Source organism: Sphingomonas sp. GM_Shp_2, assembly GCF_026540875.1.
GTDB classification, from domain to species: Bacteria; Pseudomonadota; Alphaproteobacteria; order Sphingomonadales; family Sphingomonadaceae; genus Sphingomonas; species Sphingomonas carotinifaciens.
This window is the reverse complement of the sequence record NZ_JALNUQ010000026.1, coordinates 16123-41508: the sequence shown is the minus strand read 5'-3', so window position 1 is coordinate 41508 and position 25386 is coordinate 16123. Positions and strand designations below refer to the sequence as shown.

The 25386-nt window shown below is 66.5% G+C and carries 23 protein-coding genes; 12 read left to right on the top strand and 11 right to left on the bottom strand.

What is annotated here, in order from left to right:
• Nucleotide 1: 1 nt before the first annotated feature.
• From OXR08_RS10640 to OXR08_RS10630, 3 genes are read right to left on the bottom strand one after another with little or no spacing between them, the layout of a single operon-like run.
• Nucleotides 2-1441, bottom strand: a complete 1440-nt coding sequence (locus tag OXR08_RS10640) for an efflux transporter outer membrane subunit (RefSeq protein ID WP_267349668.1) — start codon at nucleotides 1439-1441, stop codon at nucleotides 2-4.
• 13 nt (nucleotides 1442-1454) lie between these two features.
• On the bottom strand, nucleotides 1455-3032 hold the full coding sequence (locus OXR08_RS10635; RefSeq protein WP_149682979.1) for an MDR family MFS transporter: 1578 nt from the start codon (nucleotides 3030-3032) through the stop codon (nucleotides 1455-1457).
• Nucleotides 3029-4216: an HlyD family secretion protein gene (locus OXR08_RS10630; protein ID WP_267349665.1), complete on the bottom strand. Its 1188-nt coding sequence runs from the start codon at nucleotides 4214-4216 to the stop codon at nucleotides 3029-3031. Before OXR08_RS10630 ends, OXR08_RS10635 begins: the two co-directional genes overlap by 4 nt.
• A 72-nt stretch (nucleotides 4217-4288) precedes the next feature.
• Between OXR08_RS10630 and OXR08_RS10625 the strand changes: the two genes are divergently transcribed.
• Together OXR08_RS10625 and OXR08_RS10620 are read left to right on the top strand one after the other, a co-directional pair.
• Nucleotides 4289-4780: a MarR family transcriptional regulator gene (locus OXR08_RS10625; RefSeq protein ID WP_162844007.1), complete on the top strand. Its 492-nt coding sequence runs from the start codon at nucleotides 4289-4291 to the stop codon at nucleotides 4778-4780.
• 50 nt (nucleotides 4781-4830) lie between these two features.
• Nucleotides 4831-6690 (top strand): glycoside hydrolase family 15 protein, encoded by a 1860-nt coding sequence (locus tag OXR08_RS10620; protein ID WP_267349662.1) that lies wholly within the window; start codon nucleotides 4831-4833, stop codon nucleotides 6688-6690.
• Nucleotides 6691-6694: 4 nt separating this feature from the next.
• Here OXR08_RS10620 and OXR08_RS10615 read toward each other — a convergent pair whose 3' ends face one another.
• A complete protein-coding gene (locus OXR08_RS10615) occupies nucleotides 6695-7987 on the bottom strand; it encodes a lipopolysaccharide biosynthesis protein (RefSeq protein WP_112383361.1) in 1293 nt (430 codons plus the stop codon).
• A 51-nt stretch (nucleotides 7988-8038) separates the two neighbouring features.
• Between OXR08_RS10615 and OXR08_RS10610 the strand changes: the two genes are divergently transcribed.
• Genes OXR08_RS10610 through OXR08_RS10600 form a run of 3 tightly spaced genes read left to right on the top strand, consistent with a single transcriptional unit; the run spans nucleotide 8039 to nucleotide 11132 of the window.
• Nucleotides 8039-9151 (top strand): CDP-glycerol glycerophosphotransferase family protein, encoded by a 1113-nt coding sequence (locus tag OXR08_RS10610; protein WP_267349660.1) that lies wholly within the window; start codon nucleotides 8039-8041, stop codon nucleotides 9149-9151.
• Nucleotides 9148-10323: a hypothetical protein gene (locus OXR08_RS10605; protein WP_267349658.1), complete on the top strand. Its 1176-nt coding sequence runs from the start codon at nucleotides 9148-9150 to the stop codon at nucleotides 10321-10323. Before OXR08_RS10610 ends, OXR08_RS10605 begins: the two co-directional genes overlap by 4 nt.
• Nucleotides 10320-11132 (top strand): APH(3')-I family aminoglycoside O-phosphotransferase, encoded by an 813-nt coding sequence (locus tag OXR08_RS10600; protein ID WP_267349656.1) that lies wholly within the window; start codon nucleotides 10320-10322, stop codon nucleotides 11130-11132. The genes OXR08_RS10605 and OXR08_RS10600 overlap by 4 nt, the downstream gene beginning before the upstream one ends.
• 35 nt (nucleotides 11133-11167) lie before the next feature.
• On the opposite strand, the gene OXR08_RS10595 is transcribed toward OXR08_RS10600, so the two are convergent.
• The 6 genes from OXR08_RS10595 to OXR08_RS10570 all read right to left on the bottom strand — a co-directional run bounded on the left by OXR08_RS10595 (nucleotide 11168) and on the right by OXR08_RS10570 (nucleotide 16447).
• Nucleotides 11168-11830: an HAD-IB family hydrolase gene (locus tag OXR08_RS10595; protein ID WP_267349654.1), complete on the bottom strand. Its 663-nt coding sequence runs from the start codon at nucleotides 11828-11830 to the stop codon at nucleotides 11168-11170.
• On the bottom strand, nucleotides 11830-12576 hold the full coding sequence (locus OXR08_RS10590) for a nucleotidyltransferase family protein (protein ID WP_267349652.1): 747 nt from the start codon (nucleotides 12574-12576) through the stop codon (nucleotides 11830-11832). The genes OXR08_RS10595 and OXR08_RS10590 overlap by 1 nt, the downstream gene beginning before the upstream one ends.
• Nucleotides 12573-13484 (bottom strand): hypothetical protein, encoded by a 912-nt coding sequence (locus OXR08_RS10585; RefSeq protein ID WP_267349649.1) that lies wholly within the window; start codon nucleotides 13482-13484, stop codon nucleotides 12573-12575. Before OXR08_RS10585 ends, OXR08_RS10590 begins: the two co-directional genes overlap by 4 nt.
• 8 nt (nucleotides 13485-13492) lie before the next feature.
• Nucleotides 13493-14551 (bottom strand): diacylglycerol kinase family protein, encoded by a 1059-nt coding sequence (locus OXR08_RS10580; RefSeq protein ID WP_267349647.1) that lies wholly within the window; start codon nucleotides 14549-14551, stop codon nucleotides 13493-13495.
• Between the two features lie 142 nt (nucleotides 14552-14693).
• Nucleotides 14694-14966 carry a DUF1488 family protein gene (locus OXR08_RS10575; RefSeq protein ID WP_267349684.1) on the bottom strand — a complete coding sequence of 91 codons (273 nt, stop codon included), beginning with the start codon at nucleotides 14964-14966 and terminating at the stop codon, nucleotides 14694-14696.
• 149 nt (nucleotides 14967-15115) lie between these two features.
• Complete coding sequence (locus OXR08_RS10570; RefSeq protein WP_112383200.1) at nucleotides 15116-16447, bottom strand: MFS transporter; 1332 nt, start codon at nucleotides 16445-16447, stop codon at nucleotides 15116-15118.
• Between the two features lie 160 nt (nucleotides 16448-16607).
• Between OXR08_RS10570 and cyoA the strand changes: the two genes are divergently transcribed.
• The 7 genes from cyoA (at nucleotide 16608) to OXR08_RS10535 (ending at nucleotide 23378) form a co-directional block, all read left to right on the top strand.
• On the top strand, nucleotides 16608-17795 hold the full coding sequence (gene cyoA, locus OXR08_RS10565; RefSeq protein ID WP_267349644.1) for a ubiquinol oxidase subunit II: 1188 nt from the start codon (nucleotides 16608-16610) through the stop codon (nucleotides 17793-17795).
• 11 nt (nucleotides 17796-17806) lie between these two features.
• A complete protein-coding gene (gene cyoB, locus OXR08_RS10560; protein WP_112383201.1) occupies nucleotides 17807-19804 on the top strand; it encodes a cytochrome o ubiquinol oxidase subunit I in 1998 nt (665 codons plus the stop codon).
• A 2-nt stretch (nucleotides 19805-19806) separates the two neighbouring features.
• The gene (gene cyoC, locus OXR08_RS10555; RefSeq protein WP_112383202.1) at nucleotides 19807-20445 is read left to right on the top strand and encodes a cytochrome o ubiquinol oxidase subunit III; all 639 of its coding nucleotides are present in this window, start codon (nucleotides 19807-19809) and stop codon (nucleotides 20443-20445) included.
• Between the two features lie 68 nt (nucleotides 20446-20513).
• A complete protein-coding gene (gene cyoD, locus OXR08_RS10550; RefSeq protein ID WP_112383363.1) occupies nucleotides 20514-20831 on the top strand; it encodes a cytochrome o ubiquinol oxidase subunit IV in 318 nt (105 codons plus the stop codon).
• Nucleotides 20828-21514, top strand: a complete 687-nt coding sequence (locus OXR08_RS10545; RefSeq protein WP_267349641.1) for an SURF1 family protein — start codon at nucleotides 20828-20830, stop codon at nucleotides 21512-21514. Before cyoD ends, OXR08_RS10545 begins: the two co-directional genes overlap by 4 nt.
• Nucleotides 21511-22866, top strand: a complete 1356-nt coding sequence (locus OXR08_RS10540) for an ATP-binding protein (RefSeq protein ID WP_267349639.1) — start codon at nucleotides 21511-21513, stop codon at nucleotides 22864-22866. The genes OXR08_RS10545 and OXR08_RS10540 overlap by 4 nt, the downstream gene beginning before the upstream one ends.
• Nucleotides 22845-23378 carry a response regulator transcription factor gene (locus tag OXR08_RS10535; protein ID WP_112383205.1) on the top strand — a complete coding sequence of 178 codons (534 nt, stop codon included), beginning with the start codon at nucleotides 22845-22847 and terminating at the stop codon, nucleotides 23376-23378. The genes OXR08_RS10540 and OXR08_RS10535 overlap by 22 nt, the downstream gene beginning before the upstream one ends.
• 50 nt (nucleotides 23379-23428) lie before the next feature.
• On the opposite strand, the gene OXR08_RS10530 is transcribed toward OXR08_RS10535, so the two are convergent.
• Nucleotides 23429-25246 (bottom strand): DUF885 domain-containing protein, encoded by a 1818-nt coding sequence (locus OXR08_RS10530; RefSeq protein ID WP_267349636.1) that lies wholly within the window; start codon nucleotides 25244-25246, stop codon nucleotides 23429-23431.
• Between the last annotated feature and the right edge of the window lie 140 nt (nucleotides 25247-25386).

Here is a 25386-nt window from a genome sequence, read left to right as displayed (position 1 = left end):
CTCACGACGCCGGTGCCGGCCCCCAGCCGAGACCCAGCGCCTTTTGCAGCGCGATGAAGTCGCTGGTCATCGCCGCCGTCGCCTGCGCCAACGACTGTTCCGCCGACAGCCGCTGCCGCTCGGCATCCAGTGTGTCGATCAGCGTCGCGGCCCCTGCGGCATAGCGCTGCTGCTGGAGCGCGGCGGCGCGGTCCGCCGACGCCTTGGTTCGCGCCGCACTGGCCACCGTACGCCTGCGCGCGCCGTAGCGCGACAAGGCATCCTCGGCATCGCGCAGCGCGGTCAGGACGGACGCGCGGTACTGCGCCGCCGCCTCGTCGCGCACGCCCTTGGCCTGTTCCACGCGCGCCGCGTTGCGACCGAAGTCCAGGAAGTTCCAGCTCAACCGTGGCATGCCCAGCGTGAACAGGTTGCCGGTGTCGAACACGTCGCCGGGATCGGTGCCGCCAAGCCCCAGCATGCCCATCAGGCTGATCTGCGGAAAGCGCTGCGCCTCCGCCACGCCGATCCGCGCATTGCTCTGCGCCAGTTGCCGCTCGGCCGCGCGAATGTCAGGCCGACGCTGGAGCAGGGCGGCGGGATCGCCCACCGCGACCTCGGCCGGGGGCAGGGGGACGCGACCCGGTGTCGCCAGCATCGTGTCCAGCGCGCCCGGCGCCTCGCCGACCAGGATCGCCAGCGCGTTCAGATACGCATCGCGCTCCGCGGTCAGCGGCACCAGCGTGGCATCGGTCTGCTCCAGCTGCGTGCGCAGCCGCTCCACCTCCAGCGCAGAGGTGGTGCCCGCGCCGTAGCGTTCCTGCGTCAGGGCCAGCATCCGCCGCTGGCGCTCCGCCGTTGCCTGTCCCAGTGCCAGCCGCTGCTGCCGGTCGCGCAATGCGACATAGGCCTGCGCCACCTCCGCGGTCAGCGACACCTGCACGTCCGCCACGCCGGCCTCGGCCCGGCCCAGCGAGGCGCGCGCCGCCTCCACCCCGCGGCGGCGCAGGCCGAACAGGTCGACCTCCCAGCTCGCATCGAAGCCGAGATTGTAGAATTGCAGCGACTCGCTGTCGCCGCCGCCACCTTGCGCCCCCGCTTCCGCACCGCCCAGGTCGATGCCGGGCAGGCGCGCAAAGACGCCCATCGCCTGCGCGTTCGCGTTCGGCAACTGGTTCGCCCGCTCCAGCCGCAGCCCGGCCCGCGCCTGACGCAGCCGCGCCTCGGCCACCGCGATGTTGGGATTGCCCGCCAGCGCGCGCGCCTCCAGATGGTCGAGCATCGGATCGCGCAAGCCGGTCCACCATGACGCCACCACCGGCTGCGCCGCCACCGTCTCGGGCTGCGCGCGGACGAATTTGGCGGGCGGCGCCACCGCACCGGCGCTTTCGGGCCCCTGATAGTTCGGCCCCACCGTGCAGGCGGAGAGAAGGACGAGGGAGGGAAGGATCAGCGTGCGCATCGAACTGCGTTCCTCAATGCATGGCGATCGCCTGCCCCTGCGGCAACGGCCGGAGGAACAGCACGAGCGGCGTGACGAGCGTGATCCCGATCGCCAGCAGCCAGAAAATGTCGTTGAAGGTCATGACCAGCGCATCGCGCTGGATCTGGCCGGCCAGCGTGCGAAACGCGCCCTCCTGCCCGAACTGGGCGGTCAGCCCGCCCAGATAGTCCTGAACGCGCACCGAGTTGGCATTCAGCGTTTCCTCGATCCGGCGGCTGTGGAACCACATGCGCTGGTCCTGCACCGTCGAGATCCCCGCCAGCGCGAACGACCCGCCCAAGTTGCGCGCCGCGTTGAACAGCCCGGCCGCGTCGCCTGCATCGGACGGCGGGACGGACGAGATCGCCGCCTGGTTCAGGAACAGGAAGCTCAGGATCGTCCCGACGCCGCGCAGCAATTGCGAGTCGACGAAGTCGCCGCCCGCCGATTGTGCAGTCAGCGTGGTGTCGATCCAGCAGCTCGACGCCATGATCAGCAGGCCCGCGCCGACCGCGAACCGGATGTCGAGGTGCCGGATCATCAGCGGGGTGAACCCCATCAGGATGATGCTGGGAATACCCGACAGCAGCACCACCTTGCCCGATTGCAGCGCGTTATAATCGGCGATCGTCGCCAGGAACTGGGGGATGACGTAGGAGGTGCCGTACAGCACCGCACCCACCAATATGCCCATCACCACCACCGACCCGAACTGCCGGTCCAGCACCAGCGACAGCTTGATCACCGGCCGCTTCGCCAAGAACTGGCCGGCGAGCAGCAGCACGAAGCCGAGCGCCGCGATCAGCGACAGGATGATGATCGTCTCGCTTTCGAACCACTGCTCGCGCTGGCCCTCCTCCAGCACCACGGTCAGCCCGCCCAGCCCCAGGATCAACCCGGCGATGCCCAGCCAGTCGGCGCGGAACAGCTCCTCCGGGTGCGCCTTGCGGTGCGGCAGGCCGACCAGCAGCAGCACGATCAGCAGGATGCCGATCGGCAGGTTGATGAAGAAGGCATAATGCCAGGAGATATTCTCGGTCAGCCAGCCGCCGATCAGCGGCCCGACCAGCGGCCCCAGGATCGCGGTCACGCCGAACAGCGCATTGCCGATCGGCTGTTGCGAGCGCGGCAACCGCGTCGCGATGATCGTCATCGCGGTGGGGATCAGCGCGCCGCCGGTAAAGCCCTGGCCGACGCGCCCGATGATCATCATCGTCAGGTTGGTCGATATGCCGCACAGCATCGAGAAGAGCGTAAACAGCGTCGTCGCGATCAGCAGAAAGGTGCGCAGGCCGAACAACCGCTCCAGCCACGCCGCCAAGGGGATGATGATGATCTCCGCCACCAGATAGGCGGTGGCGATCCATGTCCCCTCGGTGCCGCTCGCACCGATCTCGCCCTGGATGGTGGGCAGCGACGAATTGACGATGGAGATGTCCAGCGTCGCCATCAGCGCACCCAGGCTGCCCGCCGCCACCGCCAGCCAGGCGGCGGCATCAGCGCGCTCGGGCGTACCGGCGGATGCCTTGCCGGAGGATGCGCGAACACCGTCCGCGGTGGCCGCGCTCACCGGCGGATGCTCTCGTTATGCTTTTCCTGTTCGCGGGCGATGCGGTCCCTGGCGCCCTTGGCCGACCGGGTGTCGACGCTGACCTCGACCGACATGCCCGGCACCATCAGCTTGCGCGTTTCCGGATCGGCATGGATCGCGATGCGCACCGGCACGCGCTGCACGATCTTGGTGAAGTTGCCCGTCGCATTCTGCGGCGGCAGCACCGAGAATTGCGCACCGGTACCCGGCGAGATGCTCTCGATCCGGCCGGGGATATCAACGCCCGGCAGCGCATCCACCTCGATCGTGACCGGCTGGCCGATGCGCATCAGGCCGAGCTGCGTTTCCTTGAAATTCGCCTCGATATAAAGCTGATCGACCGGCACCACGGTCATCAGCCGGGTCGCGGCCTGCACATATTGGCCGACGCGCACCGTCTTGTCGCCGATCCGGCCGTCGATCGCCGCGCGCAGCAGGGTCGCGCCCACATCGCTCTGCGCCGCGGCAAGCTGCGCCTCTGCGCCCTCGGCCTGCGCCTCGGCCTGCCGGATCTGCGCGCGCAGCGTGCCGACGCGGCGCTGCGCACTGGTCAACGCCGCCTGTGCCGCGCTGACGCGGGCATCCGCCTGCGTCGCCTGGTTGCGCAACTGCGACAGGCGCTCGCGCGGTTCGGCCCCCGATGCCGCCAGCGGCACATAGCGTGCCACCTCGGACCGGGCGAACGCCGCATCCGCCCGCGCGGAGGCGAGGTCGGCGGCGGCACGCGTGATCGCCGCCTGCTGCTCGCGAATCTGCGCCTCCACACCCTGGGCGGTGGCGGCGGCGACGCCGATCTGTGCCTGCGACTGGGCCGCGCGCGCGGTATAATCGCGCGAGTCGATCTGGGCGAGGGGCGTGCCGGCGCGGACATACTGGTTGTCGCGCACGAACACCTTGTCGACATAGCCGCCGACCTTGGGCGACACGATCACGCTGTCCGCCTGGACATAGGCATCGTTGGTCGATTGCTGGAACTTGCCGAAGCTCTGATACCGCGTGAACCAGATCGCACCGACCACCAACAGCACGACCACGACCACCAGCAGGATCGCGCGGATACGGCGCTTCTTGGCCGGGGACGCCGCCTTGGCGGGCGTCTCGTCATGCTCGTCCCCGGGCGTATCCGTGCCACCATTTTGCTGATCGGACAGGTCGGCCATCATCTTCCTCGCATCTGCAGCATGCCTTCTGCGCCGGCTTGCCGAACTAGGCAAGGCCATTTAGTGAGGTTCCTCATGAAGTCCAGTGAGGTTCTGCTCCGCGACCTGGCCCGCGTCTATCTGATGGCCCATCGCCTGACCGACCGGGCGATGACCGCTCAGGGCGCGTCCTTTGCCCGCACGCGTCTGCTCCTGCTGATCCAGGCCGGCAACGGGCGCGCGCGCGCCGCCGACATTGCGGAGGTGTTCACCATGGCGCCGCGCAGCGTCACCGACGCGGTCGACGCGCTGGAGCGCGACGGCTTGGTCCGGCGCGAACCCGACCCGCAGGATCGCCGGGTCAAGCGCCTGCACATCACGCCCGCCGGCCAGCGCGCCATCGATGCCAGCGAGCCGATGCGCGTCGCCTTGACCAAAAGGCTGTTTGTCGCCTTCGACGACGATGACCGCGCGCAGCTCGATACGCTGCTCCAGAAGCTGCTCGCCGCGCTGATCGCCGAAATGCCCGATCATCTCGGTGCGGATGCGTGCACTTCGATTGTGCCCACTCCCGAGCGCGGAGCGTAACCCCCGCTGGCGAGTTAACGCGGGATGACATACGTTAACCGCACGCGCGCATGTTGAACCCGTTCCGGCGGGGCGAGGGGGATGGCCCGACGCTGGGCGACGGCGCCGAACCCGCCACCGCCCTGTCGCAACAGGGATTGCGCCATGCCGACGGCCATCTGCCGCTCGAACGCTATGGCACGCTCGGCGACGGGCGCAGCGTGGTGTTCAGCGGCGCGGACGGGGCGGTCGACTGGTGGTGCGTTCCCAACATGGACTCGCCGCCCCTGTTCGACCGTCTGCTCGATGCGGAGCAGGGGGGCTATTTCGCGCTCAGCCCGGATGCGCCCTTTACCGTCGAGCGGCGCTACCGCGCCGACAGCAATGTGCTGGAGACGATCTTCACCACCGACACCGGCCGGGCCAAGCTGACCGAGTCGATGAACAGCGGCACCGCCGGTCGCCTGCCCTGGGCGGAGTTCGCGCGCCGGCTCGACGGGCTGGACGGCCATGTCCGCTTCGCCGTGTCGCTGCGCTTCGGCCGCCGCGCCGACACGGTCAGCCCGTATTTCGCCAAGGCCGGCGGGCATGACGTGTTCCATGTCGGCCACGTCCTCGGCCTCTTCCGCCACTCCGACAATGTGCAGCTCGATCCCCTGATCGACGGGCAGATCACCGGCACCGTCGCGGTCGGGCCGGGCGAGCGCGCGGTGGTGGCGATCGTCGCGGGGGAGGACGAACCGCTCGTCTGCCCCGCGATCGAGGAAATCGATGCCCGTATCGACCTGTCCGATGCCGAATGGCGGCAATGGACGGAGCGGCTGCGCTGCCACGATCGCTTTCGCGCGCTGATCATGCGCAGCGCCCTGGCGCTGAAGCTGCTCCTCTACTCGCCCACCGGCGCGATCGCCGCCGCCGCGACGACCTCGCTGCCCGAAGGGATCGGTGGCGAGAAGAATTACGATTATCGCTACGCCTGGATCCGGGACGCGGGCTACACGATCAAGGCGTTCCTGCGCATCGGCGCGCTGGCCGAGGCCAAGGCGGCCTTTACCTGGCTGCTCAAGCGGTTGGGCGAGAGCGAACCGCAGGTCTGCTACACGCTGCAGGGCGACATGGTGCCGGGGGAAAAGATCGTCGACGTGCCCGGCTATCGCGGCTCGGGACCCGTCCGCACCGGCAACCTTGCCGGGTCGCAGCATCAGCATGGTATCTACGGCGACATTTTCGAGACGGCGAGCCGCTTCGTCGCCTGTGGCAACATCCTCGATGCCGCCAGCGCGGAAACCCTGTCACATCTCGCCGACGACTGCGCGGACCGCTGGCGCCTGCCCGACGCCGGGCTGTGGGAACTGCCCGAAAGCCGGCATTACACCATGTCCAAGATCAGTTGCTGGCAGGCGCTGGCCCGCGCGGTCGAGCTGGCCGATGACGGGCAGATCCCGACCACCTGCCGCGCCCGCTGGCTGCGCGAGCGCGACCGGATCGCCGCCTGGATCGACGAGCATTGCTGGTCGGAGGAACGCGGCGCCTATCTCTTCTATCCGGGCAGCGACATGCTCGATGCCAGCCTGGCGCTCGCCGTCCGCTTCCGCTTCGACGGACAGGACCGGCTGCGTCGTACCCTGGACGCGATCGACCGCGACCTCGGCAAGGGCGCGTTCCATTATCGCTACACCGATGTCGACCGGGAGGAGGGGTGTTTCCTCGCCTGCACATTCTGGATGATCGAGGCGCGCGCGATGCTCGGCCAGAAGGCAGAAGCGGAGGCCGCCTTCGAGGCCGCCATCGAAAAGCTGGACAGTGGTGTCGGCGTCTATGCCGAGATGATCGACCCCGACACCGGCGCCTATCTCGGCAACATGCCGCAGGGGCTGACCCATCTCGCCCTGATCCAGGCCGCCGCGACCTTGTGCGGGGCCGAACTCTGATACGCTATCCCGCCCGCGCCAGCCGGTATCCCACCCGCCCGAACAGGATCAACGCGACGGCCGACCCGACCAGCGTCGCCCCCGCCGCGCCCGTCGCGCCGTAGGCGGGCATCAGCACCGCCATTGCGGCGAACAGCGCAACGACCGATGCGACGCGGATGCGCAGCGCGGTCGCTGCCCGCCCGATCGCCAGCAGCACCGGCTCGAACGCCACGCCCATTACCTCCAGCCCGGCGGCAAGCCCCAGCAGCACCAGCACCGGATACGCCCCCAGATAGGTCTTGCCCGCGATCAGCCGCAGCGCCGGCTCTCCCAGCAGGGGCACCAGCAGACAGATCGACCCACCCGCCACCAGCGCCAGCCGCGTCGATTGCCGGAACAGGGTCGTCATGTCCCGCTTGTCCCCTTCGGCCCCCGCCCGCGTGAACTCCGGCAGCACCCCGCGCGAAAACATATCGGACACCCGCGTCAACGCCTGGCTCAACTGATAGGCCAGCCGGTACGCGCCCGCCGCCGCCGGCCCCGTCGCAAAGCCGACCAGCACCACCACCACCTGCTTGCTCGCGGCGTTCAGCGACGCGTTCATGTTGGTCACCACCGCGAAATGCCACAGCCCCGCATTTTCGCGCGGTGCGGCCTGTGCCCCGCGCCACCATCCCAGCAGGCCCGGCGCCGCCCGGTGGGCCGCCGTCCAGTAGACGATGGCGGTCAGCACCTCGGCTCCCGCCCAGGCGAGCAGGAACCCCTGCACCGTCGCATGCATCAGCACCGCCGTGATCGCGCCGGCACAGCGCGCGAAGGGGGTCACCGCATCCGCCATCGCGCCCACCGCGAACCGGTCGTGCAGTCTCAGGATGCCGACCGCGGTCGATCGAAAGGTCAGCAGCAGCACGAAGCAGAACAGCAGGGCCTCGGTCGCGAAGGTCGCATCCCATCCCAGCCGCACCCGCAACACGGCGACCGCGACGCTCGCCACCAGGCATCCGAACAGCGCCGCGCCCAGGTCGAGCGCGGTGCACCAGCGCACCAGCCGCCCCAGCATCGCCCCGTCACCCGCCTTCAGCGGCGCCATGCCGTAGCGCACCACCACCTGCCATGTCTGGAAACCGACCAGCGCGGCGACCGCCTGGCCCGTCGACAGGATCAGCGTGAACTCGCCGAACCGCACGACGCCCAGCGAGCGCGTGGCGAGCGCCAGATAGACGAGGCTGAGCACCGCGCCGACGCCTTTGCCGGTCAGCAGCCAGCCGACATTGCGCAGCGCACGGCCGAATGGGGTCGGCGCGGACTTGGACACGTTCAACGGCTTTCTTCCGAGGGCGATCAGAGGCTAAGGGGGTGACGGATCATGCGCATCGCCTTCCTCTATATCGCCGAAGCCTATCAGTGCTACCATGGCGCGGCCATCGCGTTCGAATTGGCGCGCCGCCCCGGCTGGACGGTGGTCAACTACCATAACGATCCCGAAACGCCGCATCACCTGGAGCGGATACGCGCCGCCTACGGCGTGCCGCCGATCGAAACCCGCCGCCTGCACCGATCGCCGCTCACCGTCGCGCTTCAGCGGCTGAAGCGGCTGGGCATGTTCAAGGATCTGGTGATGCGCGACAATGCCGCCGAACTGGACGGCTATGACGCGATCTTCGCGGTGGAGGATACGGCGGCGGCGCTGCGCCGCCTCGGCGTCCGGCGCCCCCGGCTGATCTACCATCCCCACGGCGTCGGCGACCGGGCACGCGGCTTCGTGCGCGACATCGCGGTCTTCGACCATGTCCTGCTCGCCGGGCCCAAGACCGCCGAGCGCATGCTGCGCGAGGGGCTGATCCGCCCCGACGCCTATACGCTTACCGGATCGGTGAAGCTGGAAACCGGCTTCCACGTCGGGGAGGTCGCAGCGCCGCTCTTTTCGCAGGCCGCGCCCACCGTGTTCTACAACGCCCACAAGGAACCGCGCCTGACCTCCTGGCATCGCTTCATCGAACCGATGCTCGCCGGCTTCGCGGCCGACCCCTCCCTCAACCTGATCGTCGCCCCCCACGTCAAACTCTTCCGCCGACACCCCGAACGACACCGCACGAACTGGCGCGCGCGCAGTACCCCCAACGTCCTCATCGACCCCGGCTCCGACCGCTCCGTCGACATGACCTACGCCGTCGCCTCCGACATCTATGTCGGCGACGTCAGCAGCCAGGTGTACGAATTCCTGATGCGCCCGCGCCCCTGCGTCTTCCTGAACGCCCACCGCATCGACTGGCGCGACGACCCCAGCTTCGCCCACTGGCACCTCGGCGACGTCGTCGACGACCCTGCCGACCTGATGGCGGCGATCCATGCTGCGCCCGCGCGTCACGCCCTCTACCGCGCCCGGCAGGAAGTGATGGCCGATGCCTCGCTCGGCGACCGGTCGCCCGGTGCCGCTGCCCGGGCGGCACAGGCCGTAGCGGCGGTGCTGGCGCGGTGAAGGTCGGCTTCCTCTTCAACCACGATGCGCTTCATCAGATCGGCCATACCGCGCCGATCATCGCGCAGATCGCGACTTTCCCGGATGTCCAGGTCCACGTCCTGACAAGCTCGCCCGAGCAGCAGGCGCGGGTGCGCGCCGTGATCGGCACGGAGGTGGCCGCCCGCGTAACCTTTGTTTCGCTCGATGTCGGCGCGCTTGCCGGTGCGCTCGATGCCGGGCTGCGCTGGATGGCACCTTTTCGCCGGGTCGCGATATTGCGCGAAAACCTGTCCGCCTTTGCGGCGCTCGATGTTCTGGTGGTGCCCGAGACGACCTCGCTGCTGCTGCGCGACCGCTTCGGCCTGCGCGATCTCCGCTATGTCTGGCTCCCCCACGGCGCCGGCGACCGATCGGTGGGGTACCGGGGCGTCATGCGTGGCTTCGACCTCGTATTGCTGTCCGGGCAGAAGGTGCATGACCGGATGCAGGTCATGGGCCTGATTGCGCCGGGCCAGGCGCAGATCATCGGCTATCCCAAGTTCGACACGATCGATTTTGCCACGCCGCCCGCGCCGTTGTTCGACAATGGCCGCCCGACCGCCCTCTACAATCCGCATTTCGAACCCCGCCTGTCATCGTGGTACGACATGGGGGAGGGGGTGATGGACTGGTTCGCCGGACAGGACCGCTTCAACCTGATGGTCGCACCCCACGTCATGCTGTTCCGCAGGCGCATCCATGCTTCCGTCGAACACGCTCGCCTGCGCTGGCGCCGCGACCTCGCCCATCGCTACCGCGCTTGCCCGAACATCCGCTTCGACTCCGGCAGCACCGCCTCCGTCGACATGACCTACACCCGCGCCGCCGACATCTATCTCGGTGACGTCAGCAGCCAGATCTACGAATGGATCGCTCGCATACGCCCCGCCGTCTTCCTCAACCCGGCCAAGGTCGAATGGACATCCGACCCCAATTTTGCCCATTGGCATCTGGGGCGCGTGGTGGATGATATCTCCGCCCTCGGCCCTGCCATCGAAAGCGCGCAGGCGGAGTTCGCCGGCTACCGCGCGGCGCAGGAAGCGGCCTTCCACCACACCTTCGATCAAGGCGCCGAACCCGCCGCCCTGCGCGCCGCGCGTGCTATCGTGGAGCGGTTCGGCAAAGACGCCAAGGGGAGGGGGAAACCATGACCGACGGTCGCGAAGAAGCGTGTGCGGCGATAGCAATGCCGCCGGGACTCGCGACCGCAACGATGGGCTACCGGTGGATGCGCAACATGATCGGCGAATCCGGCGGCGGCGTGTATCGCCTGCACGGCAGACAGGATGCGCCCGACCTCTTCCTGAAACATGGTCGGGGCATGGTGGCCGATGACATCGCCGACGAAATGGTCCGCCTGCGCTGGCTGAGCAAGCACATATCCGTGCCGACCATTCGGCATTTCGTCCATACGGGGGACGAGGCATGGATGTTGATGACGGCCATACCCGGCCAGACGGCCTATCAACACCTGACGGCTCGTCCGCACGATCGCCTTGACGTCGTAGATGCATTGGCCACGTTCCTTCGGCAGCTTCACGCCATCCCGGTCGACACATGCCCCTTCATCAGCGACCATCATCATCGCCTGATGCAAGCCAGAACGCGCATCGACCAGGGTCTCGTCGCCGAAGATGAATTCGATGAGGAACGGGAAGGCTGGTCGGCCGAAGAGGTATGGCAAGCCATGCAGGACCTGATGCCGTTCACCCTCGACCGCGTCGTGACCCATGGCGACTTCTCGCTCGACAACATCTTGCTGGAAGATGGCCAAGTCGTTGGGCTGATCGATGCCGGACGGGTCGGCATCGCCGACCGCTACCAGGACATTGCGATCCTGTGGAACTGTCTGGGCGAGTTCGACGATGCGCTTCGTTCACACTTCCTGAGGCGCTACGGAATTGCGGACGTGGACAATCGCAAACTGCAATTTCATCTCATGCTGGATGAAATGTTCTAATCTGCGGCATCACCCCGATATCGCGCATATCTTTTTCACCACCGCTCGATCGGCCACCCGCACTCGATCGCCAGTGCGGTCATTCTCTTACCCGGGCTGACCACCACCGGCTCGTCCGCCCAAGCGAAGGTCGGGGCATCGGACGCATGATCCGAATAAAAGCGCACATGCGCTTCCTCGCGTTCAACACCCTGAGCGGCCAGCCAATCCCGGATCATCGCCAGCTTGGCCGGGCCGTAACAGTTGGCGCCCGACAGCGCCGGCACGATCCGCCCGGTGGTATCCCGCATCGCCTCCGTCGCGATCAGGTCCTTCACGCCCAGCCGAACGGCAATCGCCTGTGCATAGAAGCGATGCGCGGCCGTCGCGATGACGATGCGATAGCCCGCCGCCCGGTCCGCCGCCATCCGCTCTCTTGCACCTGGCCGGATGTTGCCGTCGTCCGTCATGGCGGCGAATGCCTCCGCCAGCGCGGTCGATCTGGCTTCGTCCAGCGCCGCACCCAGCATCAGCCGGTGCATGATCGGCTTCAACCGGTCACGATCGTACAGCTTCAGCGCGTGCAGCAATGCGGCACCCGCGGCCACCGGCGCCATCGCCATGCGCCAACTCCCGCGCGCGGCATGGAGCAGGAAGGGGGTCCAGGTCGGCGCGCGTGTGATCGTGCGGTCCAAATCGTAGATGGCGATGCGCTGCATCAACCGGCATCCAGTGTCCGCACCAGCGCCAGATCTTCCGGCTTATCGACATCCACCGCCGCGCGTCCGAACGGGCTGGCGACCATCGCGGCGCGCACCCGCGCAGTCTCCCCGATCCGCTGCAATGCCATGTCCAGCGTCAGCCGCCCTGCAAGGTAGCGCAGCAGCAGCCCCGGCCCCAGCCGACGCACGATCCGCCAGGGCCGCTTGCGATCCCGCTCCACCCGCTGCCAGAGCGCCACCGCGTCGGCCGCCACGGCAGTCTGCAACAGGAACAGGTTGCAACCCGACCAGGCACCATCGGCAAAGCGCAGATAGGTACGCTGCGTACCGGGCACGTCGCGCTCGATCACGTCACGTCGCGCCAGCAGCACCGCGACATCGGCGTCCGTCGGCACGTCGGCGATGAACCGGGTGATCCATCCGGCCTCCAGCAGGGCATGGTCCGCGGTCGTCACGAGCAACGGCGCACCAAGCTGTTCCAATCCTGCGGCCGTACTCGCGCTCGGGCCCGCCGCTGCCTGCAGAACTTCGGCGCCCAATGCTGTCGCCGCCTGGGCCACAGCGGTGGAGGATGCCGCCACCATGATGCGATCCGCGCCGGCCGCGCGCACCGCCTCCACAACCCTGGTCAGCATCGTGCGACCACCGACCACCGCCAGCGCCTTGTCGCTCACCCCGGCATGCAGCGCGACCGGGTCTGGGCCACCGCGGGAGCCGGCCAGGATCAGCGCGTGGAAGCTCATCGTGCCGCCTCCGCCGACCGCGCGCGCATCACCCGCCACAACACTGCCGGTGCCGCCAGCACGGGGTGCCGTTCGCGCCACGGGGTCAGGGGAATGTGGATGCCGGTATGCCGCTCGATCTTCCACAGGCCGTATCGGGCCGCCCCGTCGAAGGTGAAGGCCGCCTTCACCAGCCGCGCCACGTTCAACGGCCTGCCCGCACGCCGCCGCGCCTGCCACCGCCGCAGCCGGTATGCGCGGTCGCCCGAGGGCGTCAGCAACTCACCGTGCGTGTCGTACCGGATGCCGCCTGCGTTCCAGGCCAGCGGCAACAGACGCTGCCACCGCGCCGGATCGTAGCGCAGGATCTGGTCCTCGCGACCGGGCTTCTCCACGCGCAGTTCGGCCCGGTAGGTCTGACGGAACAGCGCCCGCCAATAATTGTCGGCGGTGCCGTTCTCAGGCCCCAGCGCCGCGGCGTATCCCGCCGCCGTCGCCGCCGCTGCCGCCACACTCGCGCGAACCCGGGCTGCAGTGTCCGCATCCCGAACCCAGGCCAGCGCCGCCGGCTGCACGAAGCGCGTCCAGATCGTCGTATCCAGCATCCGCCCCGATGCGGCATCCTCAAAGGTCTGCAGCGGCATCGTCGCGACCTTTGCCCGCAGCACGGCATCACCGATCGCCATTTCGTGAAAGCTCACATCGGGCCACAGCCACCGCGTTGCCGTCCGGTGCAGCACGCCGCCACGACGCGCATCCGTCAGGACGTAGAAATCCAGCACGCCGTCCAGATCGCCGGTCCGCAGCACCGATCCATAGAACAGGACCGCGGCGACATCCGCATCGCCCGCCAGGCGTTCCGCCATCATCGCGATGGGCGGGGGCAGGGGCGTCGCCAGCTCCGCCGCGACGAAGTCGTCCAGCGTCATCGTACGGCTCAGGGCACCACGAAGTTGAGCGCGCGGCCCTGGGCAACGATCAACTCGCCACCGGCATAGGTCTCACCATCCAGCACGAAGCCGGTGTCTAGCGTCAGGCCGACGCGGTTCGCATCCAGCCGATGATAGCCGGCGCGCGCCAGCCATCCCGCCTCCGACCCCGCCACCAGGATCGGTGCGGAGACGAACAGCGCCTTGGGGGGCGCATCAACCCCAAGCAGCTTCATGCCGGGCCGCGGCCGACCGAACGGCTTCAATCCGAGCGGCAGGCGCTCCAGCGTCGATGCCAGCAGCAGGTAGAAGGGCCGCTCCACGCTGCGCCCGTCATCCAGTTCGACCCGGATCGGATCACCGCGCCGCCAGACATTGTCGCGTCCGCCGAACAGCGTCTGTGCGATCCCGCCTGCCAGCGACAGGCCGACCGCCAGGCCGTTGAAGGCGCCGATCCGGTGGGTTTCCTGGGCCAGCGCCGTGGCACGCACGAACGCGCCGGCGCCGAACAGAAAGCCGACCCGCATCGGCTCACGACCGTCCACCCGGCGGATTTCCACGGGCGAACGCTGCGTGCGCGACGGGCCATGGATCGCCTCGATCGCCGCCTTGATCGTCCAGTTGGTGGGGACGCCCAGGTCGATGGCCAGAGCATTGGTCTTGCCCGCCGGCACGACCGCGATGTCCGGCATTGCATCGCCGAAATGCTGGGCCGCGGCGGTGATGACATCGCGGATCGTGCCATCGCCGCCGTCGATCAGTAGCGCGTCGATCCCACGCGACGCGAAACGGGCGAGAACCGCGTGCAATTCCTCCTGCGTGCGCGGTGCGGCAAAGTCGATGCCCGACGCACTGGTGAACGGCGAGAATTCACGGGAAAGGTTGCGGTGCGCGCGGGCGTTGCAGATCACGCCGATCCGCTGCACGCCGCCCATTCGCCGCCCGTCCAGACGCACGGTCTGGGCCGGGCGCCGGACGCGGAACTCCGCCGAGGTGAGCCGCGCCAGCCCGCCGCCGATCCGGCCGATCAACCCATCACTTCCGTCGATCGGCATCCTGATCGGCATCGACCACTTTATCCTTCGCTGGCCGCACACGGCATTAACATCTTCAGCCATGTTCGTGGAATAAGGCCATTTTCAGGCGAGTTGTTACAAAAGCGTCATATTCTCCCTCAGCGCAATGGATACAAGGGGTTGGCGGCCATTATCACTCCAGATCATTCTCGCTGACGATCACCACCGGCTGCTCCATGTCACGGCCCAGCGCGGTCAGGGCCGCCTCCAAAATGTCGTCGCTGTAGCGTTCGAAGATCTCGATGGCGTCGCCATCCGGCGCGTCGCCGCCAAGCGCTTCCAGCAGGTCATATTGGACGGCGAACTGATATTCCTCGCCGTCGATCTCGCCCACGAACTCGACCTGCCGGTCCCCGGCATTGTCCTCCAGCGTGCCCTTCACGATGGTCAGCGCGTCATCGGCCATTGTCACTCTCGTCCCTTCCAGTGGCATGTGGGGGAGGGGACGCAACATCGCCGCAAAGGGTTCCATGCTGCCCCGCTGAACGCCCACGAAAAAAGCCGGGCAGCATGAACTGCCCGGCTTTCCGAGAGGCCGGCGAAGGACCGGATCGATTATTCGATCCGCTTGGCCAGCTCCTTGTTGATGCCCAGCGCCGCCAGCGTGCAGATCGCACCCGACAGCAGGTAGAAACCAACCGACAGCAACCCGAAATGCGCCGCCAGCAACAGCGCGGCCAGCGGCGCGAAGCCGGCGCCGATCAGCCATGCCAGGTCCGACGTAATCGCCGCACCGGTATAACGGCGCATCGCCGAGAAGCCCGAATTCACCGCGCCCGAGGACTGGCCGAACGCCAGGCCCAGCAGCACGAAGCCCAGGATCATGTATGCCAGCTCGCCCCAGCCGCCATTGTCGAGCAGCTGCGGCGCAAAGCCGCTATAGGCCGCGATCAGCGCGGCCGAAGTGCCGAGCAGCGTGCGCCGCCCGACCCGATCGGCGATCATGCCCGAGGCGAGGATGGCGAGCACGCCGAACACGGCACCCAGCATCTCGATCAACAGGAAGTCGGTCGGCTGCTCCCGGTTGAACAGCACCACCCAGGACAGCGGAAATACGGTGACGAGGTGGAACAGCGCAAAGCTGGCAAGCGGTGCGAACGCGCCCAGCACCACGGTGCGGCCCTCTTCGCGCAGCGTCTCGCCCACCGGTGCCGGCTGCAGGTCGCGGGTTTCGAACAGCCGCTGGAATTCCGGCGTCGCCACGATGCGCAGCCGTGCGAACAGCGCCACCACGTTGATCGCGAAGGCGACGAAGAAGGGGTAGCGCCATCCCCAGTCGAGGAAGTCGGCGCGGCTCAGCGTCGCCATGAAGAAGGCGAACAGGCCGCTGGCGACCAGCAGGCCCAGCGGCGCCCCCAGCTGCGGGACCATCGCATACCAGCCGCGCTTGTTCTCCGGCGCGTTCAACGACAGGAGCGAGGGCAGGCCGTCCCATGCGCCGCCAAGCGCGATGCCCTGCGCCGCGCGGAAGATCGCCAGCAACACGGCAGCGGCCGTGCCGATCTGAGCATAACCGGGCAGAAAGGCGATCGCCATCGTCGATCCGCCGAGCAGGAACAAAGCGATGGTCAGCTTCACGCCGCGGCCATGCCGGCGATCGATCGCCATGAAGCCGAAGGTGCCGATCGGCCGCGCGATGAACGCCAGCGCGAACAGCGCAAAGGAATACATCGTACCCGTCAACGCATCGACATACGGAAAGATCAGCGACGGGAAGACCAGCACCGATGCGATCGCATAAACGAAGAAGTCGAAGAATTCGGAGGTACGGCCGATGATGACGCCGATTGCGATCTCGCCCGGCGCGATGCGATGCTCGCGCGCGTTGACGAGGCGGGCGTCCCGCTCGAGGGGCGTCGAGCTCGACGCGGTTAGTTCTGCGCTCATGGCTGCCGGTCCTGACTGCATATCACGTTCCGGGTTCCCGCGGTGCAACGCGCGCAAACCCTCTGATTGCATGGCCCTATGCGCCTTTCCGCTACCTGGGGGGATTGGACAAACTGTCCAATGTGCGCAGGTGCAGCAAAGGCGTAGCGGCGCGGTCGATATGCTTCATTCCTCGAGCCTTGCGCGCGTGCGCTCCCTTCGCCGGGCTGCCCCGCCCCTCCTTGCCTTGCCGGTCCTGGCCATGCTGGGTGGATGCGACGCGGTTGTGATGAACCCGGCCGGCGATGTTGCCGTGCAGCAGCGCGATCTCGTGCTGATCTCGACCGGGCTGATGCTGCTCATCATTATCCCCGTCATGATCCTGACCTGCCTGTTCGCGTGGAAGTACCGGGCCGCGAACAAGGAGGCGGATTATGATCCGCATTTCGACCATTCGACCCCGCTCGAACTCGTCATCTGGGCCGCGCCGCTGCTGATCATCATCTGCCTGGGCGCGGTCACCTGGACCAGCACCCATCTGCTCGATCCCTATCGCCCGATCGAGCGCACCGCGCCGGGCAAGAAGGTGGCGCAGGACGTCCGCCCGCTGGAGGTGCAGGTCGTCTCGATGGACTGGAAGTGGCTGTTCATCTACCCGGAACAGGGCATCGCGACCGTCAACCAGCTTGCGCTGCCCGTGGATCGCCCGGTCCGGTTCCGCCTGACCGGCACCAGCGTGATGAACGCCTTCTACGTGCCCACCATGGCCGGCATGATCTACACCATGCCGGGCATGGAAACCGCGCTGCATGCGGTGATCAACAAGCCGGGCACGTTTGACGGCTTCTCGTCGCACTATAGCGGCGCCGGCTTCTCCGACATGAACTTCAAGGTCTATGCCATGCAGGACGGCGCCTTCGACCAGTGGGTCGCGGGCGTGAAGGGTGGGCAGGGCAGCCTCAGCCGCGCGACCTTCGTGCAGCTTGAAAAGCCCAGCGAGAAGGTGCCGCCGATGCGCTTTTCGGCGGTGGCGCCCGGACTGTTCGATCTGGTCGTCAATCGCTGCGTCGAGCCGGGCAAGCCGTGCATGAGCGACGTCATGATGCACGATCGCAAGGCCGGCGGCGACCCGCACAAGATCAAGGCCGGGGAGGGCAATCCGCCCGTCAACAACACCGGCCCGATGCATGGCGACGCCACCAAGGGCGCGCTCCAGAAGTCGCCCGACGAGATCGAGACGGCGCCGCACCAGAGCAAGGAACCCCTGCCGGCGCCGGGCAACACCGATCCCGGTAACGCAAAGAACCGCCGCATGAGCTTCACCAACACCCCGCACATCCCCGGCACTGCCGGTGTGGATCGCGGCTGAGGTATTCGATCATGGATCAAACACTCATCAAGACCATCTTCGGGCGGCTATCGTTCGAATCCTTCCCCATCCATGAGCCGATCCTCGTGGCGACCTTTGCCGGCGTGCTGGTGGGCGGCCTTGCCGTGCTCGGCCTGCTGACCAAGTACAAGCTGTGGGGCTATCTCTGGAAGGAGTGGTTCACCAGCGTCGACCACAAGAAGATCGGCATCATGTACATGGTGCTGGGCGTCATCATGCTGCTGCGCGGCTTTGCCGACGCACTGATGATGCGCGGCCAGCAGGCCATGTCGTTCGGCGCGAACGAGGGCTACCTGAACGCACACCATTTCGATCAGGTGTTCACCGCCCACGGCGTCATCATGATCTTCTTCGTCGCCATGCCGATGGTGACCGGCCTGATGAACTACGTCCTGCCGCTCCAGATCGGCGCGCGCGACGTGTCGTTCCCGTACCTGAACAATCTCAGCTTCTGGATGACGGCGGGCGGTGCGGTGCTGATCATGGCGTCGCTATTCATCGGCGAGTTTGCGCGGACCGGCTGGCTGGCCTTCCCGCCCTTGTCGGAGCTTGATTACAGCCCGGATGTCGGCGTCGATTATTATCTATGGGCCTTGCAGGTGGCCGGTGTCGGCACGACGCTGTCCGGCATCAACCTGGTCGCGACCATCATCAAGATGCGCGCGCCCGGCATGACCATGATGAAGCTGCCGGTGTTCACCTGGACGTCGCTGTGCACCAACGTGCTGATCGTCGCGAGCTTCCCCGTCCTCACCGCCACGCTGACCCTGCTGACGCTCGACCGCTATGTCGGTACGAATTTCTTCACCAACGATGCCGGCGGCAATCCGATGATGTATTTCAACCTCATCTGGATCTGGGGCCATCCGGAGGTCTACATCCTCATCCTGCCGGCGTTCGGCATCTTCTCGGAAGTCACCTCGACCTTCTCGGGCAAGCGCCTGTTCGGCTACACCTCGATGGTCTACGCCACGATCGTCATCACGATCCTGTCGTACCTCGTGTGGCTGCACCACTTCTTCACCATGGGCTCCGGCGCCAGCGTCAATTCGTTCTTCGGCATCACCACCATGGTGATCTCGATCCCGACGGGCGCCAAGATCTTCAACTGGCTGTTCACCATGTACAAGGGACGCATCCGGTTCGAGCTGCCCATGATGTGGACGGTCGCGTTCATGCTGACGTTCGTGATCGGCGGCATGACGGGCGTACTGCTCGCGGTGCCGCCGGCGGACTTCGTGCTGCACAACTCGCTGTTCCTGATCGCGCACTTCCATAACGTGATCATCGGCGGCGTGCTGTTCGGCATGTTCGCAGGGATCAACTACTGGTGGCCCAAGGCGTTCGGCTTCAAGCTGGACGAGAAGTGGGGCAAGCTGTCCTTCTGGTGCTGGGTCATCGGCTTCTGGGTCGCGTTCGCGCCGCTCTATGTGCTGGGCCTGATGGGCGTCACCCGTCGTCTGCGCCATTTCGAGGATCCCTCGCTCCAGATCTGGTTCATCATCGCCGCAATCGGTGCTGCGATCATCGCGGTCGGCATCGCCGCCTTCCTGATCCAGATCGGCGTGTCGATCCTGAACCGCGACAAGCTGCGCGACCTGACGGGCGATCCCTGGGGTGGCCGCACGCTGGAATGGTCGACCTCGTCGCCGCCGCCGCACTACAACTTCGCGTTCACGCCGATCATCCACGACCTGGATGCCTGGCACGACATGAAGGACAAGAAGTATGAGCGTCCGGTGAAGGGCTATCGCCCGATCCACATGCCCCGGAACACGGGCACCGGCGTCATCATCGCCGGGCTCAGCGTGGCCTTCGGCTTTGCGATGATCTGGTACATGTGGTGGCTCGCCGCACTCAGCCTTGTCGCCATCCTCGGCGTCGCGATCGGCCACACCTTCAACTACGACCGCGACTATTACATCCCCGTCGACGAAGTCGCCCATGAAGAGGACGAGCGCACCAAGCTGCTCGCCCAGGGAGCCTGAGCATGTCCACCGACGTCCTGAGCCAGGACCCCACCAAGAACCCGACCTTCTACGTGGTCGAGGACGATGACCATCATCACGAAACCGGCGGCAGCACCGCCATCGGTTTCTGGATGTACCTGATGAGCGACTGCCTCATCTTCGCCATCCTGTTCGCCACGTACGGCGTGCTGGGGACGAGCTATGCGGGCGGGCCGACCCCGCGGGAGATCTTCGAGCTTCCGCTGGTCGCGCTCAACACCTCAATGCTGCTGCTGTCGTCGATCACCTATGGCTTTGCCATGATCGCGATGGAAAAGGGGCTGAAGGGGCAGGTTCAGACCTGGCTGGCGATCACCGGGCTGTTCGGCGCGGCGTTTCTTTCGATCGAGCTCTACGAGTTCGCGAACCTCATCCATGAGGGCGCGACGCCGCAGCGCTCGGCCTTCCTGTCGTCCTTCTTCACGCTGGTCGGCACGCACGGCCTGCACGTCACCTTCGGCATCATCTGGCTGGTGACGCTGATGGTGCAGGTCGGCCGCCTCGGTCTGACCGCGGACAACAAGCGCCGCTTGATGTGCCTGTCGATGTTCTGGCACTTCCTCGACGTCGTCTGGATCGGCGTCTTCACCTTCGTCTATCTGCTCGGAGTCCTCCGGTGAGCCTCGACAACCACGCCAATCACGACGCCGACCTGCACTCGCACGGCGACACGCACGGCCATGGCTCGATGAAGGGCTATATGATCGGCTTCGTCCTGTCGGTCATCCTGACGGCGATCCCCTTCTGGCTCGTCATGACTGGTGCCCTGGGCGACACACAGGCGACCGCCCTGACGATCATGGCCTTCGCCTTTGTGCAGATCATCGTCCACATGATCTACTTCCTCCACATGAACACCAGTTCGGAGGGGGGCTGGACGATCATGGCGCTGGCCTTCACCGTCGTACTGGTCGTCATCACACTCAGCGGATCGATCTGGGTCATGTATCACATGAACACCAACATGATGCCGCAGATGGCCGCCGAAGCCATGGGCGCCATGTGACCGGCAAGGGCGAACCGGCGCGGGGTTCCGGCCGGTTCGTCCTGGCCGCGCTCGGGGTGGCGCTCGTCGCGCTGTTCCTCGCGCTCGGCACCTGGCAGGTGCAGCGCCGCGCATGGAAGCTGGACCTGATCGCAAAGGTAGAGGCCAGGCAGCGCGCAGCTCCCATTCCTGCACCGCGAAGTGCCGACGCCGACGACATCTACACCCGCGTCTTCGCCACCGGGCGTTTTCTGCACGAGCGCACCGTGCTGACCCAGGCGGTAACCGTCCACGGACCCGGTTTCTGGGTCGTGACGCCGCTGCAAACCTCCAACTTCATCCTGCTGGTCAATCGCGGCTTCGTCCCCAGCCGCACCGGCTTTTCGCGCCCCACGGGGATCGTCCGCATCACCGGTCTGATCCGCATGTCCGAACCCAAGGGGGGCTTCCTGCGCAACAACGATCCCGTCGCCGATCGCTGGTACTCGCGCGATGTCGACGCGATCGCTGCGGCAAAGGGATTGGGGGCGGTGGCGCCCTACTTCATTGACGCCTCGGGACCTGCGGTGCCCGGCGGTCCCATTCCCGGCCTGACGCAGACGACCTTTCCCAACTCGCATCTCAGCTATGCGCTGACCTGGTACACGCTGGCGCTGATGTCGGTCGTGGGGACGGTGATCGCAATCCGCCGCGGCCGTCGATGAGCGACCGCCCGATCCTACCCTTCACGATACGGCCCCGCGACCCCGATGTCGCCGCCGGCACCGCCAACATGCGCCAGCTCATCCATTTGCGCTGGCTTGCGGTCGCGGGGCAATTGCTGACCATCATCGTCGTCAGCCAGGTGATGGCCGTCCCCCTGCCGATCGCGCCGATGCTCGGCGTCGTCGCCATGGCGGCGATCGTCAACCTCGCCAATCACATCAGACTGCGCTTCGACAGGGTCACGAACACCGAACTCCTCTTTGCCCTGATGTTCGACGTTGGGACGCTCACCCTGCAACTCTTCCTCTCCGGCGGCGCCACCAACCCGTTCATTTCCCTCTATCTCGTGCAGGTGGTTCTGGGCGCGGTTCTGCTGGAGCGCTGGTCGGCATGGGCCTTGGCGGCGCTCACCATCCTGTGCTTCGGATTGTTGTCGCTTCATAACCGTCCGCTGGCATACCCGCCCTGGCTGTTCGGCGATATTGCCGGGCTGCATACCTGGGGAAACTGGCTCGGGTTCGCGTTGGTCGCGACGCTGCTGATCCTGTTCGTCACCCGGATCAGCCGTAATCAACGCAACAGCGCCGGGCGGCTGGCCGATCTGCGCCAGCAGGCGTCTGAGGAGGAGCATATCGTTCGTATGGGCCTGCTCGCATCAGGCGCGGCGCACGAGCTTGGCACGCCCTTGGCCAGCCTGTCCGTCATTCTGGGTGACTGGCGGAGGATGCCGGGGTTGCGGGATGATCCGGTGTTGATGGGGGAGATCGCCGAGATGCAGGGGGAGGTGCAGCGTTGCAAGGCGATCGTGACGCGCATCCTGCAGTCGGCAGGGGAGCCGAGGGGAGAGGCGGCCATGGCGTCGAATGTCGGCGACTTCATCGGTGCGATCGTCGAAGGGTGGCGGGCAAGCCATTCCGCGATAACCCTGGAATATGAATGCGATGCGCAGGATGCCAGCATCGTGTCCGATCCCGCGATAAAACAGGCGGTGGTTAATGTTTTGGATAATGCGGGGGAAGCGTCTCCGGCGTGGGTTGGGTTGCGGGTTCGGCGGGAGGACGATGCCGTACGGCTGGTGGTGAGCGACCGTGGACCGGGTTTTACGCCGAAGACCCTGGAACAGTTCGGAAAACCGACGCAGTCGACCAAGGGCGAAGGGCATGGCGTCGGTTTGTTTCTGGCCGCCATGGTGATGCGCAAGCTTGGCGGTTCGGCCGAGGCGCGCAACAGAAGCGGTCCCGATGGCGGTGCGGAGGTGACGTTGACGCTTCCCTTATCTACCATAGGCATCAACGAGCGAGACCAGGAACACGAAGCGAGAGGACAGACATGGCGGACGACCGGTCGCTGATCATCGTCGAGGATGACGAAACCTTCGCACGCACGCTGCAGCGATCGTTCGAGCGACGCGGTTATCACGTCACCGTCGCCGGGTCGCCGGATCAACTGGCGGATGTGCTGACGCGCGAGACGCCGGGCTATGCGGTGGTGGACCTGAAACTGGGGCAGGCCTCCGGGCTGACCTGCGTCAAGACGCTGCATGCGCATGATCCCGAGATGCTGATCGTCGTGCTGACCGGCTTTGCCAGCATTGCCACCGCGGTGGAGGCGATCAAGCTGGGAGCGTGCCATTATCTCGCCAAGCCGTCGAACACCGACGATATCGAGGCCGCATTCCACAAGGCGAGCGGCGACGCCACCACCGCGATCACCGACCGGCCCAGTTCGATCAAGACGCTGGAATGGGAGCGGATCAACGAAACGCTCGCCGACACCGGTTTCAACATATCCGAAACCGCACGCCGCCTGGGAATGCATCGCCGTACCCTGGCGCGCAAACTGGAGAAGCGACACGTGCCGTAAGGCGCCGGACCCGTCCGCTAGGGGAAAGGCCCGGGCCTATGGGCATGACGTCAGCCCGTCGGGCGCTGCGCTGCCACCCATTCGTCGATCTTGCGTTCCAGAACCGGCATCGGCAGCGATCCGCTGTCGAGCACCGCGGCATGGAAGCCACGCGGATCGAAGCGGTCGCCCAGCGCAGCCCTGGCCTTCGCCTTGGTCCGCAGGATCGTCAACTGACCCACCTTGTAGGCCAGCGCCTGACCCGGAATGGCGATGTAGCGTTCGACCTCCGCCGTGGCATCGGTCGGCGACATCGGCGAGTTGGCCAGCATATAGTCGATCGCCTGTTGCCGGGTCCAACCCTTGGCATGGATGCCGGTATCGACGACAAGGCGCATCGCGCGCAGCATCTCGTCGCTCAACCCGCCCATGCGCTGATAGGGATCGGTTTCCAGGCCAAGCTCTGGCCACAGCGTCTCGGCATATAGCGCCCAGCCCTCGACATAGGCGGTATTGCCGCCGAACCGCATAAAGGCGGGCAGGGCGGTATTTTCCTGGGCGAGGCTGATCTGGAAGTGGTGACCCGGCACCGCTTCGTGCAGGTACAGCGTCTCGGTACCCCAGGTGTAGCGCGAAGGCAGGTCATAGGTGTTGTAATAGAAGACACCGGGCCGCGATCCGTCGGGCGTGCCGCCCTGGTAGGAGCCACCGGCGTCGGTCTTCTCGCGGAACGCCGGCACCGGGCGGATTTCCAGCCGGGTTTTCGGGACCAGCGAGAATTGCGTGCCGATACGGGCGTTCACCCGTGCGGCAATCGCCTCATAGGCGCGGCGGAGTTCGTCCGGTGTCTTTGGCGCAAAGCGCGGGTCGCTGCGAAGATAGGTGAAGAAGGCCGGGAGCGTGCCCTTGAAGCCCGCGGCCTGCCGCTGTGCCTCCATCTCCTTCAGAATGCGTGCGACCTCAGAAAGACCGAGCTGGTGTACCTCCTCGGCCTTGAGGGGCAGGGTGGTGTTCGACTCGATGAGATAGGCATAGAGCCGGTCGCCGCCGGGTAATGCCGACAGGCCGATGGTCGGCCGGGCCGCGGGCAGATAGGTATCGGCCAGAAACGTACGCATCCGTCGTTCGGCCGGTAGGATCACATCGCGGACCTGTGCGGCATAGGCGGTTCGCAGGCGCGCCTGTTCGGCCGCGGGAATTGCGGCCGGGAAAGTCTTTACCGGGCCATAGAAGGACGATCCCTCGACGCCCTGGCCGATCAGATTGTCGAACTGGCCGATCATGTTCTGCACCACCAGCTTCGGCTGGACGACACCTGCGGCGATGCCTTGCCGGAAGCGGACGATCGCGGCGTCGAGCAGCCGGGCATAGTCCGCATTGCGGCGCAGATTGTTTTTATAATCGATCACGGTGCGGAAGGGTGAGGCCCCCTCGGCCGATGCGACATCCGGATAATAGGCCTGGATGCCGCCAAAGTGATCGAGTGGCAGCAGCCTGGATATCGCGACGAGGTCGGGTGCCCAGCCCCGCAGCGTCAGGTCCGCCTGATGGCGGAATACGTCATAGGCTAGTTGGTCGACACGGCTGAGGCGCGAACGGTCGATCCGACCGAGGGCGGCAAGATCGTCCGCCGCCGCCTTGCGCTCGGCGGCCATGTACGCGTCGGAGAAGATATCGGCGAGGCCGGAGACATGGCGCAGATCCCCGCGATAAACGCCCGACAAGGGGTTGCGACGCAGTGAGGCCTCGTCACTGTCGTGGAAGAGGCTCTTGAGCTTCACATCGGCGCGACTGTCACCGGCGACCGGAGCGGGGGGCGGTACGGCCTGCGCCAATACGGGTGCGGCAGCGCCGGCGAGCAGAAGCGCGAAACAGGATCTGGGAAGCAAGGGATGATGTCTCCTGGAAGAGGAGACAGCCTAGTGGAGCGGATCGGTTTTCCGCAAGGTCGGGTCCGCGCTGGCGGATGGGACGGCGGCGAGTGGATCGGCGCAAATCCTGCGAACCGTTTGTCCGGACGCCAAGGCTG